10 protein-coding genes and 2 tRNA genes are annotated in these 15,221 nt (G+C 32.0%); 10 read left to right on the forward strand and 2 right to left on the reverse strand.

Features of this window, described 5'->3' with window-relative positions; genetic code table 11:
- Window positions 1-1,410, forward strand: a 1,410-nt coding sequence (locus ACZYT4_RS13255; protein ID WP_463786616.1) for a cadherin-like beta sandwich domain-containing protein, incomplete at its 5' end; no start/stop codon positions are given.
- Window positions 1,411-1,421: 11 nt separating this feature from the next.
- Here the strand turns inward: ACZYT4_RS13255 and ACZYT4_RS13260 are convergent.
- Window positions 1,422-1,844 (reverse strand): NUDIX hydrolase, encoded by a 423-nt coding sequence (locus tag ACZYT4_RS13260; RefSeq protein WP_463786618.1) that lies wholly within the window; start codon window positions 1,842-1,844, stop codon window positions 1,422-1,424.
- 100 nt (window positions 1,845-1,944) lie between these two features.
- Between ACZYT4_RS13260 and pepV the strand changes: the two genes are divergently transcribed.
- From pepV to ACZYT4_RS13300, 8 genes are all read left to right on the forward strand, one after another.
- Complete coding sequence (gene pepV, locus ACZYT4_RS13265) at window positions 1,945-3,315, forward strand: dipeptidase PepV (protein WP_463786620.1); 1,371 nt, start codon at window positions 1,945-1,947, stop codon at window positions 3,313-3,315.
- 61 nt (window positions 3,316-3,376) lie between these two features.
- Window positions 3,377-3,462 (forward strand) — tRNA-Leu (locus ACZYT4_RS13270).
- Between the two features lie 13 nt (window positions 3,463-3,475).
- Window positions 3,476-3,562, forward strand: a tRNA-Leu gene (locus ACZYT4_RS13275).
- 51 nt (window positions 3,563-3,613) lie between these two features.
- Complete coding sequence (locus ACZYT4_RS13280) at window positions 3,614-5,767, forward strand: Tex family protein (RefSeq protein WP_463786622.1); 2,154 nt, start codon at window positions 3,614-3,616, stop codon at window positions 5,765-5,767.
- Window positions 5,767-6,108: an arsenate reductase family protein gene (locus ACZYT4_RS13285; protein ID WP_463786627.1), complete on the forward strand. Its 342-nt coding sequence runs from the start codon at window positions 5,767-5,769 to the stop codon at window positions 6,106-6,108. Before ACZYT4_RS13280 ends, ACZYT4_RS13285 begins: the two co-directional genes overlap by 1 nt.
- A 76-nt stretch (window positions 6,109-6,184) precedes the next feature.
- A complete protein-coding gene (locus tag ACZYT4_RS13290) occupies window positions 6,185-7,120 on the forward strand; it encodes an AAA family ATPase (RefSeq protein WP_463786630.1) in 936 nt (311 codons plus the stop codon).
- Between the two features lie 197 nt (window positions 7,121-7,317).
- Window positions 7,318-8,082 (forward strand): DUF58 domain-containing protein, encoded by a 765-nt coding sequence (locus tag ACZYT4_RS13295; protein WP_463786631.1) that lies wholly within the window; start codon window positions 7,318-7,320, stop codon window positions 8,080-8,082.
- The gene (locus tag ACZYT4_RS13300) at window positions 8,079-10,217 is read left to right on the forward strand and encodes a transglutaminase-like domain-containing protein (RefSeq protein WP_463786633.1); all 2,139 of its coding nucleotides are present in this window, start codon (window positions 8,079-8,081) and stop codon (window positions 10,215-10,217) included. The genes ACZYT4_RS13295 and ACZYT4_RS13300 overlap by 4 nt, the downstream gene beginning before the upstream one ends.
- Window positions 10,218-10,248: 31 nt before the next feature.
- Here ACZYT4_RS13300 and ACZYT4_RS13305 read toward each other — a convergent pair whose 3' ends face one another.
- The gene (locus ACZYT4_RS13305) at window positions 10,249-11,490 is read right to left on the reverse strand and encodes a 6-phosphofructokinase (RefSeq protein ID WP_463786635.1); all 1,242 of its coding nucleotides are present in this window, start codon (window positions 11,488-11,490) and stop codon (window positions 10,249-10,251) included.
- 177 nt (window positions 11,491-11,667) lie between these two features.
- Here ACZYT4_RS13305 and nifJ point away from each other — a divergent pair, with 177 nt between their 5' ends.
- Window positions 11,668-15,186: a pyruvate:ferredoxin (flavodoxin) oxidoreductase gene (gene nifJ / locus ACZYT4_RS13310; protein WP_463786638.1), complete on the forward strand. Its 3,519-nt coding sequence runs from the start codon at window positions 11,668-11,670 to the stop codon at window positions 15,184-15,186.
- Window positions 15,187-15,221: the final 35 nt, after the last annotated feature.

Genomic DNA, 15,221 nt, shown 5'->3' on the forward strand with positions numbered 1-15,221 from the left:
ATGAAAAAAATATTATTGTGTTTTATTGTGATTTTTGGAATGTTTGTATTTCCTATTGATACAAAAGCGATTTCTGCATCTAGCTCTTTGTCTGGTCCGACTACAGTTACTGTAGGAAGTACAATAAGTGTGACTGCAAGTGTATCAGCTTCGAGAATGTATATCATACAGGGAAATATTACTTCTTCTAATAATTCAGTGCTTTCAGGATCTGGTTCATTGTATAAGAAGGCTGATTTGTCTGTTTCAGAAAACGGTTTTACTTCTGCATCAAAAACAGTTCAGTTTACAGCAAAGTCTGAAGGAACTGCAACGATTAATTTGATAGATACAGGAATAGGTATTACAGTAGATGATGAACCAATATCGTTTTCATCTTCTTTGACGGTAAAAGTTGTTGCTAAAACAAATAATACCTCAAGTAATTCTAATTCATCTTCAAGTAATTCAAGTAGTTCTAGTTCTTCAAGTAGTTCAAGTAATGCAAGTACAACATCTCAAGAACCTGAAGAAAAAAAATCAAGTGAAAAGAATTTATCTTCTTTGAGTGTTTCTGAAGGAACTTTGTCTCCTAGTTTTTCTGCCGGTACTACAACATATAAAGTGGATTTAACGAGTGATGTTGAAAAATTAACGATTAATGCAAAGGCTAAAGATAGTAAAGCTAAAGTTTCTGGAACAGGTGAAAAAGAATTAAAAATTGGAGAGAATAATTTTACAGTTACTGTTACAGCTGAAGATGGTAGCAAAAAGACTTATACAATAAGTGTTTATGTAACTGAAAAACCAACACAATTCGTCAACTTAGGAGATCAGAATTTAGGTGTTTTAAATGATATATCTAAGACTGATGTGCCAAAAGGGTTTGAAAAATCAACAATTAAAATTGATGATCAGGATGTAACTGCTTTACAAAATGATGATCTTGGATTAACATTGTTATATTTACAGAACGAAGATGAAGGAACTGGATTTTATATTTATGATGTAGAAAACAATAAAGTTTTAAGACAATATCAGACAATTAGTGTTAATGGAAAAACATATGTTCTTATGGATGCTCCTGAGAGTTTGGAAGAAATTCAAGGTTTAAAAACAACTACAATTAAAATTGGTGATTTAGAAATTGATGGTTGGAAGTTTGATGATGAGGCATTATCTCATTATACACTTGTTTATTTAATGAATGATGCAGGAGAATCAGGACTATATACATATGAGGATACTGAAGGAACTCTTCAAAAATATACAGCAGTAGAAGAAAAAGATAATACATTAACATATGTATTTATTGGTACAACAATTGTATTTGCTGTATCAACTGCGACTGTAGGTTATTTATATTTAAGATTTAAGAAGAAATCTATTTCAGCAATTAAAGACTATTATGATAAGAAAAATCAAGGGTAAACCTTGATTTTTTAGTCTTCAATATGCATTGATTCATATTCTTTAAGTGTTGTAATAATATCATTATATATTTTTTTATCAACATAATTTAATAATTCATCACTAGAAACAAATCGATATTCAGTATGTTCATCAGATATTTTCACATGATCATTTGTTGGAATAGCAAGAAAACCAATACCAACTGTCTGATAATCAGGACGAATAGCTGTGAAAGTATATACAGGTTTAATAATTTTTATATCTAAATTTGTTTCTTCTTTCAATTCTCTGATTAAAGCCTGATGCGGGGTTTCTCCATATTCAAGGCCACCTCCAGGTAGTTCCCAAAATCCTAATCCATCACTAGAAGGTCGTATTCTTTTTAGGATAAGTATTTTTTGATGATAAATGACAATTGCTTTGACGGTAATATGAAATCTGATATTTTCCATATACTTCTCCTCTCCATTTTTTTATATCATATCATTTTTTTAATAAAAAGTATCGTTTTATTTGAAATGTTTGCTATAATGTTAACAGAGGTGAAATAAAATGGTAGATTTTTTAGAAGAAGTCATGAAAAGAAAAAATGAAATGATTGAAGATATCAAAACACTATGTCAAATTCCATCAGTTTTAGATGAAACAACAGCTAATGAGGGACAGCCATTTGGCAAAGCATGTCGTGAAGCATTAGAAGCTATGCTTGAAATTGGTAAGAGAGATGGTTTTGTCTGTGAAAATGTTGATGGATATGCTGGACATATTGATATTGGTGATGGGGAAGATACATTTGGAATATTAGGTCATTTAGATGTTGTGCCATGTAATTCTAAAGGATGGAATACTGAACCTTATGCAGCAACTTTACAAAATGGAAAATTATATGGACGTGGTGTTGCTGATGACAAAGGACCATTGATTGCAGGATATTATGCAGCTAAAATTATTCATGAATTACAATTACCAGTGAAAATGAAGACAAGAATTATTTTTGGATGTAATGAGGAAAATGGTTCTAAATGTATGCAATATTATTTTACTAAGAAACCATACCCACTTATGGGATTTACTCCTGATGCTGAATTCCCTGTTGTTTATGGTGAAAAAGCTGGTGTTAACTTTAAAATTACTGGTCAAATAGAAAAAGATAACTTAATTGGATTGTATTCTGGAACTCGTCCAAATATTGTTCCTGAAGTATGTGAAGCTTATTTAATGGGATCTTATAAGCAATACAAAGATTCTTTTTCAAATTATTTATCAAAGCATGGGTTAGAAGGAAATGTAGAAGAAGAAGGAAACCATACAAAGCTTGTTTTAATAGGAAAGTCAGCACATGCATCTACTCCTGAAGAGGGAATCAATGCGGCTGTGATGATGTGTCATTATTTAAAAGATGTTTCTAAAAATCAGCTTGTTGATTTTATTGATCGTTATTTTTATCAAGATTGTCTTGGTCAAAAGTTAGGTATTGCCTATACTGGATTAATGGGAGAGTTAACTGTTAATTTAGGTGTTCTCAATTATAAAAATGAAAATGTAAATATGATTATTGATATGCGTGTTCCTCATGAAGTCACTGATGAACAATTGACTGAGAAAATGCACGAATGTTTAGATGCATATGGTTTAAAAGAAACTCATGAATTAGGAAAAGCGTTATATATTGATCCAGAAAGTGAACTTATTCAAAAACTTCATAGTGCGTATGTTGAATTTACTGGAGATCATGAACATCAGCCTCAAGCTATTGGAGGAGGAACATATGCGAAGACAATGCCAAATTGTGTTGCTTTTGGTGTTGAATTCCCAGGTACAGATAATAAAATTCATCAAAACAATGAAGAAATATCTGTTGATGATTTAATGAAAGCAACAGCTATCTATGCAAAAGCATTATATGATTTGATCAAGGAATAGGGAAATCCCTATTCCTTATTGCATAGAAAAAAGATTTTTGATATAATATAAGAGCTTAATTGCAGGCGTGGTGGAATGGTAGACACGCTATCTTGAGGGGGTAGTGGAAGTATTTCCGTGTGAGTTCAAATCTCATCGCCTGCACCATATTTATTTTGATGCATCTGTGGTGGAATTGGTAGACACGCTATCTTCAGGCGGTAGTGGATTAGCGTCCATGTGAGTTCGAGTCTCATCAGATGCACCATTTATTTTTACATTGTTTATCAATGTTTTTTTTATTATTGGAGGCCATTTTATGAATCAAGAGATTATACAAAAAATGACAGAAGGACTGCTTATTCAAAAAGAACAAATTGAAAATGTTTTAACATTATTAGAAGAAGGAGCAACAGTTCCTTTTATTGCACGATATCGTAAAGAAAAAACTGGTGGATTAAATGAAGATCAGATTAGAGAAATTTCTAAAGTTTATGAATATCAGTTGAATTTGCAAGAAAGAAAAGAAGATGTTATTCGTTTAATTGATGAAAAAGGATTATTAACGGATGAATTGAAGCAAAATATTTTAAAGGCTACAAAATTAAGTGAAGTAGAAGATTATTATCGTCCTTTCAAAGAGAAAAAGAAAACAAAAGCTTCTATAGCAAAAGCAAAAGGATTAGAACCATTAGCCCAGGCTATTTTAAAATTGCCAAAACAATTTGATTTGATAGCTGAAGCCCAAAAATATGTAAATGAACAAGTTCTAACAGTGGAAGAAGCTTTGCAGGGAGCTCAAGATATTATTGCAGAACAAATTAGTGATGAACCACGTTATAGAAAATATACAAAAGATATGATTTATAAAACCGGAGTACTTTCTTCTCATGTGAAAAAGAAAAATCCTGATGAGGAGAATGGTATTTATGAAATGTATTATGACTATCAGGAAAAAGTTCAATATATTGCGCCACACCGTATCCTTGCTATTAATCGTGCTGAAAAAGAAAAAGTCATTAGCGTTTCTATAGATATTGATGAAGATCGTTTTATCCAGTATATTACAAATGGTGTGATGCGTAAAAGAGAATCATCTTTAAGTGATTTTATTTTGGAAACAACAAAAGATGCTTTTAAACGATTGATTTTTCCTTCGGTAGAAAGAGAAGTCCGTAATGAGTTGACTGAAAAAGCTCAAGAACAAGCTTTAAAAGTTTTTTCTATTAATCTTGAAAAACTTCTTTTACAGGCACCAATGAAAGATAAATTTGTTTTAGGTGTTGATCCGGCTTTCCGTACAGGATGTAAATTGGCAGCAATTGATCCAACTGGAAAAGTTTTAGATATCAATAAAGTTTTTATCACTTTACCAAAAGAAGACTATTCAAAAGATGAAAAAGTTTTATTATCAATGATTCAAAGGCATCATATCGAAATCATTGCAATTGGTAATGGAACAGCAAGTCGTGAAACAGAAAGCTTTATTGCTGGATTTATAAAGAAATATCATTTAGACGTTCAATATGTAATTGTCTCAGAAGCAGGAGCCAGTGTTTATTCTGCCAGTGCCGTTGCAAAAGAGGAATTTCCCGACTATCAGGTTGAGGAGAGATCTGCTGTATCTATTGCTAGACGTTTACAGGATCCTTTAGCTGAGTTAGTTAAAATTGAACCAAAAGCTATATCTGTGGGTCAGTATCAGCATGATATGAATCAAAAGAAATTAACAGAACAATTGGATTTTGTTGTTGAAAAAGTTGTCAATCAAGTAGGCGTTAATATCAATACGGCTTCACCATCTTTATTACAATATGTTTCTGGTTTATCTATGACAACAGCTAAAAATATTGTGAAATATCGTGAAGAGCATGGTAAATTTACATCACGAGATCAAATTAAAAATGTCAAGAAATTAGGAGATAAAACATATGAACAGGCGGTTGGTTTCTTAAGAATTTTATCAGGAAAAGAAAAATTTGATGAAACTAGCATACATCCTGATAATTACCAGGATGCTTCTCATCTTTTGGAATATTTGCATCTCAACCGAAATGATATTGGTACAGCGCATGCTAAAGAAGTCATTAGTAAAGCTTCTCGTGAACAAATTCAACAAGATTTACATTTAGATGCGTATTTAGTTGATGATTTAATAGAAGCTTTTGTTTCACCACATCGTTCACCTCGAGATGAATATAATGTCCCTATTTTAAGAAAAGATGTTTTGAAAATTGAAGATTTAAAAAAGGGTATGAAATTACAGGGAGTCGTAAGAAATGTTGTTGATTTTGGTGCGTTTGTAGATATTGGTTTAAAAAATGATGGTTTAATTCATATTTCTAAAATGTCTAATCATCGTATCAAACATGCATTAGATGTTTGTAATGTTGGAGATATTTTAGATGTCTATGTTTATGATATTGATTTAAAGAAGAAAAGAGTCGCATTGTCATTAATGGAGGTTGTATAATGGAATTTATTTATTACCCACGTTGTAGTACTTGTCAGAAAGCTTTAAAAAAATTAAAGGAACAACATGTAGAAGTGACATTAAGAGATATTGTAGAAGAGACACCTAAAAAAGAAGAATTATTAGATTGGATGCATAGATATCAACAAGGTATCAAACCATTCTTTAATACTTCAGGAAAGCTTTATCGTGAAATGAATTTAAAAGATCAAATCAAGACTATGAGTGAAGAGGATGCAGCTGATTTATTATCACAAAATGGAATGCTTATCAAACGTCCGTTATTGATTGATGATCATCAGATTGTGATAGGATATAAAAAGGAAATCTACGAAAAATAGATTTCTTTTTTATATTATATTTTCAAAACTTGATATATCAGTTATACTAATAGAAAGATAGAATGAGGTGGAATTTATGAAACAAGAAATTGAACAGACAGTGCAAGAAATCAAGAAAGCTGTTATTGGAAAAGATGAAGTCATTACTAAGATTTTAGTAACACTCTTTTCTAGAGGACATATTTTATTAGAAGATATTCCAGGAGTAGGAAAAACCAATCTGGCTTTATCATTTTCAAAAAGTTTACAGTTAGATTATCATCGTATTCAATTAACACCGGATGTTATGCCTAGTGATATTGTTGGATTTACAATGTATAATCCACAAACACAGCATTTTGAATATAAAGAGGGAATTGCTTTTTGTCATCTTTTATTAGCTGATGAAATGAATCGTACTTCAAGTAAAACACAGGCTGCTTTGTTAGAACTTATGGAAGAAGGACAAATGACTGTGGATGGGAAAACTTATGTTTTACCACAGCCATTTTGTGTTATAGCAACACAAAATCCTTTTGGTTCAGCGGGAACACAACTGCTACCAGATTCACAGATGGATCGTTTTATGAGTTGTTTAAGCTTAGGTTATCCAAAATTTAATGAAGAGATAGAAATCATGAAAAGACGTCAAACATCGAATCCATTGGAAGATGTCAAGGCGATTTTGTCACCAGAAATGATATTGCAATTTCAAAAAGAAGTTGATCAGGTCTATGTACATGATGATATTTATCATTATATTATGCAAATTATTACGGCCACACGTCAACACCATTATATTGAACAAGGCGCATCTCCTCGTGGCTCTTTAGCGATTATGAAAACATCAAAAGCATTTGCTTATTTAAATGACCGAGATTATGTTATTCCTCAGGATGTTCAATACGTCACTCCAATGGTGCTTGCTCATCGTTTGATTTTAACATATGAAGCAAAAATGGAAAAAATATCATCACACCAGATTATTGATGACATTTTAGAATCTTTAGGAGAAATAGAATTCAAGGTATGAAAAACATATTCAAATATATTTGCTTTTTATGTTTTCTTTATGGTTTATGGAATTTTGTTTTAGGTTATTTTTCCTTTTTATTGTTTCTGATGATTTGTCTTGTGATATTCATTTGTCTATTATTAAGTTTAGTACCAATGAAGAAAACAGATGTATCTGTAAAAAATAGGCAAACTGATTGTCATCGTGGTGAAAATATGAAAATACAATTTTATCGCGAATGTTCGTTACCTATACAATGTGGGAAAATTGTTATTGATTATCAGATTATAGATTGTTTTTCTAATCTTGTATCTCAAGAACAAATCACAATGAATGATAATTATATGGAAATAGAAATACCATGTCAGCATTGTGGTTATTATATGATTGAAATCAAAAAGATTCAATGTTTTGATTTGTTGCAATGTTTTCATTATACAAAGACTGTCAATGAACAGATAGGGTTCTATGTTTTGCCACATTACTTTGATGTGGATACAGAAATTGAAAACATATATCAATTTGATGAACAGGGAGTGAGTTATCTTCCTCATCAAAAGGGTGAAGATTATAGTGAGATTTTTGAAGTTAGAAATTATCATGAAGGTGATGAACTTAAACATATTCATTGGAAAATGTCTTTGAAATTTCAAGAACTACTAGTCAAGATAGGTAGTCAACCTGTTCAACAGAAATTTGTTTTAGGAATGGAATATAAGGACAATAATGAATTTTACGATTTACAGTTTGATTATTTCTATTCAGTATGTATGGCTTTTATCAAGCGTAACATGACTTTTGAAATCGTCACATCATTGCAAGATCAGGTTATTCATACTCAAACTGTGACACATCTCTATGAATTAATGGATGTAATCAAGTGGCTTATGAAAAATCCTATCACACAATTGAATCATTCTTTGATTCCAGGTTCGTTTTGTCAAATTCAAGGGCAGAAAATGGAGGTGTATCATTCATGAAAAAAGTATTTGATCTTATTTCAAAAGATTATATTCTCCATTTGATTAATGTTTTAATGATTATTTTAGGATGTTTTGGTATTGTTGGTAATGATTTTTATTCATTATATTTTCCTTCTTATACATATATAAGTTTATGGATTCTTTGTTTTATAGGAATTCTCTTTTATATGTTTTATCAAAAATATCAACATTTACCACAAAAGATATGTGTTCTTCTTTTTATAAGTTTGGTCTTAGTAATGATTTTATTATATCAAAGTTATTTGGATGTTTTTATTGAAACACTACAAGATGTTATTCGATTTGATTACTTTTTAAATTTTGAAGAACTTTTATCGCAGGATTTATATCAGATTCAGCTGTTTTATCATCTGTTACTGCTATTGCTTGGGTTGCCTATCGTCTATCTTATTGTGTCTTTAATTTGTACGCAACGATATGCTTTGATTAAAATAATCATACTGATTATTTTATTTATCTTTCCTGTCATTATTAGACATGACTTATCATCAAGAGAAAGTTATTGTTTCATTATTTTTATAAGCTATCAATTTATTTTTTCATTAGCGTTAAAATATCAGAAACAACAGTATTGTCTAAGAGTTGTTTTGTTGAGCTTTCTATGTATGATGACTTTTTTTGCATCATTATATTTAGAAGACAATCCTTTATTTCAGCAAGATTCAACATCTGTATTAACACAAATAACAGATTGGTTTGCATATGGTAGAGGGCAACAGCTGACTTCAACATCGCAAACAGGAATGAGCAGTGATATTGATGGAAGTTTACCTTCTGGAAATATTCAGATGAGTCGTGCAACTGCTATACGTGTTCAGGCAGATATACCTTTTTCATCTTATTTAAGAGCATATTCATTAGCTGATTATGCTGATAATGAGTGGCATGAAGCTCAGGAAAGTTATGAGAATAGTGATTCTCTATCAATGTATACACAGTATCTGTCTTCTAATTTTGTACCCTCTTATCAAACAGTAAGAATTCTTCCACAAAGAAATTATGATTTTCAGTTTCTTCCATATTTTTTCTCAGATAATAATCAACAATATCCTGTATTGTTTGATTCATATGTCGAGTATCAAAATCAGGAAGTTGAAGTCATTTATCAATATGAAGAGGATCCAAATGCTTCACAGGAAGATGGCTCTTTCTATGTTTCAGATAGATATGATTACGATTATGAAGATTATGTTTATGAGACTTATTTAAATGTTCCCGAGTCATTGGATGAATCTTTATCTCAGTTATTAGATGAAAATGATGTAATAGCATCAGATGACATGAATGTATCAGATGCTGTTAGTGATGTCCGTGCTTTGTTGGCACAACAGGCTGACTATAACTTGAATGCTGGCACACTCCCAACAGAAGAAGACTTTGTTTCCTATTTTCTTTTTGAAAATCATAAAGGAAGCTGTACTCATTTTGCGACTGCAGGAGCCTTGATATTAAGAGAATTGGGTATTCCTACAAGATATGTTCGAGGATATGTCATGAATGAAAGTGATTTTCATAATGGGGAAGCAAGAATCCCTCAATATCGTTCTCATGCTTGGATAGAAGTTTTTGAAAATGAAAAAGGGTGGGTTCCTTATGAAATGACACCATCTGATGATAGACAATTTGATGCTCAAAGCATGAGTGAAATGCTTGATGAAAATGTCAATCAGAGTCAGGAAGTGACCAATCAGGCACCTGTTGAGACTCCTGATAATAATCAGATAGACACTAATCCTCAAACTACACAACAAGATTCACATTCTATGCAAAATATTTATAAAGCGATGATGATTGTTATTATGATTGTATGTCTTCTTTTGATTTATCGTTATATAACGACGCATCTGATGCAAATCAAAACAAGACGCATGAATAACAATCAAAAAGTGATTGCTTATTATTTGAAAATGAAACGTCTATGTCGAAATCAAAGACCAATAGATGAAAGAATTCAAAGTCTTGCCTATAAAGCACAATTCTCTTCACATCAAATCACAGCAGAAGAATATGAAGAGTGTCTGCAGCTGTATCATCAACTGGTTCATGATATTGATCAATCTTTAAAGTGGTATAAGAAATGGATCTTTCGTTATATTTTGGGCTATAAATAAAAAGTGGTTTCTCGTTGGAGAAACCATTTTCTTATTTATAACGTAAATGACTGATATCACTATAGCAAGGAATACCATTTTCATATGTGATTGTCACTTCACCTTGAATAAGTGGATAAAGATAATCATAAAGTTCTTGCATAATATCATTGTGTTGATCATTGATCCAATGAAGTGGAATACGTTGTTCCAGATTGGCAATTTCAGAAACGTCTTTATATGTATATTCAATTTGGTATGGATGATTTTGTACTCTTTGAAAAACCATCATGATTCCAGTATGTCCTGCCATTGAAGCTTTAACAGCATGTTGTCCAATTTGGAAGGATTCATCTAAATCAACTTTTGAAGCAATATGCATAGCACATCTTTGTAATACATTTAATTCGATACTACGGACTTTACATTGAAATTCCTGAAAAACAAGAGATTCCAATACTTTACCAGTTCCAGAATGTAAGACATGTCCAAAAGCATCACGTTTTGTATATTTAGAATCTGAATCTAAGTACTCACCATTCTCATCCTTTATCCCCTCGCTGACAGCAATGATGATATTTTTTTTATGACGAAAAACTTCGCGAATATCGTCTAAGAATTTTTGAGTAGAAAAAGGGGCTTCAGGTAGATAAATTAAATCTGGAGCTTGGTTGTACTGAGTTCGCGCAAGAGCACTTGCCGCAGTTAACCAACCGGCATTTCTTCCCATGATTTCAACAATAGTGACGGCATTGAGCTTATAAATAGAACTATCATAGGCAATTTCTAACATTGAAGTGGCAACATATTTTGCTGCTGAGCCAAAACCAGGCGTATGATCAGTTCCCATTAAGTCATTATCGATTGTTTTTGGAATTCCGACAAAACAAATAGGGGAATGAATAGATTTTGCATAAGCAGATAGCTTTGCGACAGTATCCATAGAATCATTTCCACCGATGTAAAAGAAATCAGTGATTTCTAGTTTTTCTAAAGTGTGAAATAAATTTTGATAAGTTTGTGGATCATCCTGGATGTCAGGAAGCTTATATCGGCAAGAACCTAAATACATAGCTGGAGAATGTTTAAGTTGCTGCAAGCTTTGAGGATTAGAAAAGACTTCTAACAGATCCATATAGCGACTTTCTAATAATCCCATAATTCCATTAATCATTCCATAGACATGATCATATTGCTGGCTATTGATGCATTCATCAATGATTCCTGCTAATGATGCATTAATAGCAACAGTTGGTCCACCTGATTGACCAATAAAACAGTTTCTTTTTTTCATGAATAACTCCTTTCATTTTCCGACATTATTATACTATGTTTTACAGGGTAAAAAAAGTCAATTTTATGATAAAGATGAAATAATCATTTTTTGTCATCTTGATATGAAAATATTTTTTTCATATGGAAATTTCCTATTAATAAGAGTATACTATAGTTTATAGGAGGAAGAAAAATTATGTCTAAAAAGTATTTATCAATGGATGGAAATACTGCTGCTGCACATGTGGCTTATGCTTTTAGTGAAGTTGCAAGTATTTATCCAATTACACCATCTTCTCCAATGGCTGAAAATGCAGAAGCATGGGCTGCTCAAGGAAAGAAAAATATTTTTGGTTCTGCAGTCAATGTGATTGAAATGCAATCAGAAGCCGGAGCAGCAGGTGCTGTTCATGGAGCATTACAAGGTGGTGCTTTGGCAACAACATTTACTGCATCTCAAGGTTTATTATTGATGATTCCTAACTTGTATAAAATTCAAGGTGAATTATTACCAGGAGTTTTCCATGTTGCTGCAAGAGCTTTAGCAACACGTGCTCTTAATATTTTTGGTGATCATCAGGATATTTATGCATGTCGTCAAGTTGGAGCACCAATGATTTGTTCACATAGTGTTCAGGAAGTTATGGATTTAGGAGGAATTGCTCATTTAACTGCTATTAAGGCAAGTGTTCCTGTCATTCATTTCTTTGATGGATTTAGAACTTCTCATGAAATTCAAAAAGTAGAAGTTATGGATTATGATGTCTTAGAAAGCTTATTAGATAAAGAAGCATTAAAGAGATTTAAAGATAATGCATTAAATCCACACACAAATCCAATTGAACGTGGTGGTGCTGAAAATGATGATATCTATTTCCAAGGTAGAGAAGCACAAAATAAACATTATGAAGCTGTTGTTGAAATTGTTGCTGACTATATGAAAAAAATTTCAGAAATTACTGGTCGTGAATATGCACCATTTACATATTACGGAGCTCCAGATGCATCTCGTATTATTATTGCTATGGGTTCTGTAACTGAAACAATTAAAGAAACAATAGATGAAATGAATAAACGTGGTGATCGTGTTGGATTGATTAAAGTTCATTTATATCGTCCATTCTCGCCAAAATATTTATTAAAAGTTTTACCAAAAACTGTAGAAAAAGTTGCTGTTTTAGATCGTACAAAAGAAATGGGAGCAACTGGAGAGCCATTATACTTAGATGTATGTTCAGTTTTAAAAGACACAAACATCAAAGTTATTGGTGGACGTTATGGTATGGGATCTAAAGATACAACACCTGGTCAAATTAAAGCTGTATATGACCATTTATTAGATGAAGATCCATTTACATCTTTCACAATTGGAATTAATGATGATGTGACTCATTTATCATTAAAAGAAGATAAAAACTTCCATGTAGAAGCTGATTATACATCATGCCTATTCTATGGTTTAGGATCTGATGGTACAGTATCTGCAAATAAATCTTCAATTAAGATTATTGGTGATCATACTGATTTATATTCACAGGCTTACTTTGCTTATGACAGTAAAAAAGCAGGTGGAGCAACACGTTCTAATTTAAGATTTGGTCATACACCAATTCGTGCAACATACTATGTTAATAATGCTGATTTTATCTCATGCTCATTAGATAACTATGTATTGAAATATGATATGTTGAAAAACTTAAAGAATGGTGGAACTTTCTTATTAAATACAGAATTTGATGAAAAAGAAATTGTAGATTATTTACCAAATAAATTAAAGAAACAATTAGCTGATAAGAATGCAAAATTCTATATTATCAATGCGACAAAGATTGCTAGTGAAATTGGTATGGGAAGACATACAAATACAATTCTTCAATCTGCATTCTTTGCTTTAAATCCACAAATTTTACCAGTTGATAAAGCTGTTGAATACATGAAAGCAATGGCTAAGAAAACATATGGTAAAAAAGGTGATGCTGTTGTTGAAATGAACTATAAAGCTATTGATGCAGGAAAAGATGCTATTGTAGAAGTTCCTGTAGATTCTAGCTGGTCTGATTTAACAGTTACTGAAACAAGAGCAAGAACAGGTGATGATTACTTTGATAATTTCGTTGCACCAATCAATGCCTTAGATGGTTATGATTTACCTGTATCTGCGTTTATGGATAAATTAGATGGTTCAATGAAATCTGGTGTTGCTATTAAAGAAAAACGTGCGATTGCTATTGACGTGCCACGTTGGGACAAAGAAAACTGTATCCAATGTAATAACTGTGTAATGGTATGTCCTCATGCAACAATTCGTGCCTTCTTAATTGATGAAGATGAAATGAAGGCTATGCCAGAAGATATTTCAAATGATGTTTTAAAACCTGTTGGCAGAAATGTTGATGGATTAGTTTATCGTATCCAAGTTTCTCCAGACAACTGTGTTGGTTGTGGATTATGTGTGACTGAATGTCCAGGTAAAGCTGGAAAGAAAGCTTTATCTATGGTACCAGTAAAAGAAGAATTACCACATGCTCCTTTGGCTGATCATATTTATTCAAAAGTAACATATAAAGCTGATCGTTATCCAACAACAACAGTGAAAGGTGTAGGATTTATGCGTCCTTACTTTGAAGTTTCTGGTGCTTGTGGTGGATGTGGTGAAACACCATATTATCGTTTAGCTTCTCAATTATTTGGGGCTGATATGAGAATTGCTAATGCAACAGGATGTAGTTCAATCTATAGTGGTTCTACACCATCAACACCTTGTACAATTGATGAAAATGGACAAGGACCTGCATGGGCAAACTCATTATTTGAAGATAATGCTGAATATGGATTTGGTATGAAATTAGCTGAAAATTATATGGCTAAACGTATTCTTGAAATCATTGAAGAAAATAAAGATGCCTGTGAACCTGAACTTCAGGATGTCTTAACACAATATGCAAGTGTTAAAGGGCAAAGAGTTGAAGAAAGAAAACTTTATGATCAGTTAGTATCTTTAGTTGAAGCTTCAAAATGTGAAGGTATCAAAGAATTGTTAGATATGAAAGGTGAACTTGTCACAAAATCTCAATGGATTATTGGTGGAGATGGATGGGCTTATGACATCGGTTATGGTGGATTAGACCATGTTATCGCTAATGATCAAAATGTTAACATTTTAGTTCTTGATACAGAAGTTTACTCAAATACAGGTGGACAATCTTCTAAATCTTCACAAGCTGGATCTATCGCTAAATTTACTGCTGGTGGTAAAACAGTAGCCAAAAAAGATTTAGCTCAAATTGCTATGGCATATGGACATGTTTATGTAGCACAAGTGGCTATGGGAGCAAATCCAATGCAAACAATTAAAGCATTTAAAGAAGCTGAAGCTTATGATGGACCATCATTAATTATTGCTTATTCTCCATGTATGGAACATGGTATTAAAGGTGGACTTGCAAATCATCAACAACAACAAAAACATGCTGTTGAATGTGGATACTTCAACTTATTAAGATATGATCCTCGTTTAGAAGAACAAGGAAAGAATCCATTACAATTAGATTCTAAAGAACCTGATTTCACAAAATTCAAAGATTTCTTATTAAGTGAAAACAGATTCGCACAATTATCTAAAGTCAATCCAGAACATGCTGAAGGATTAATGGATAAATGTGAAAAAGATGCTATGAAACGTCGTCATCGTTTAGATGTTATGGCTAGTGAATAGTCGAAGCTTTAAACCCGTGATTATCACGGGTTTTT

The organism is Massilimicrobiota sp. mt181, from assembly GCF_055420065.1.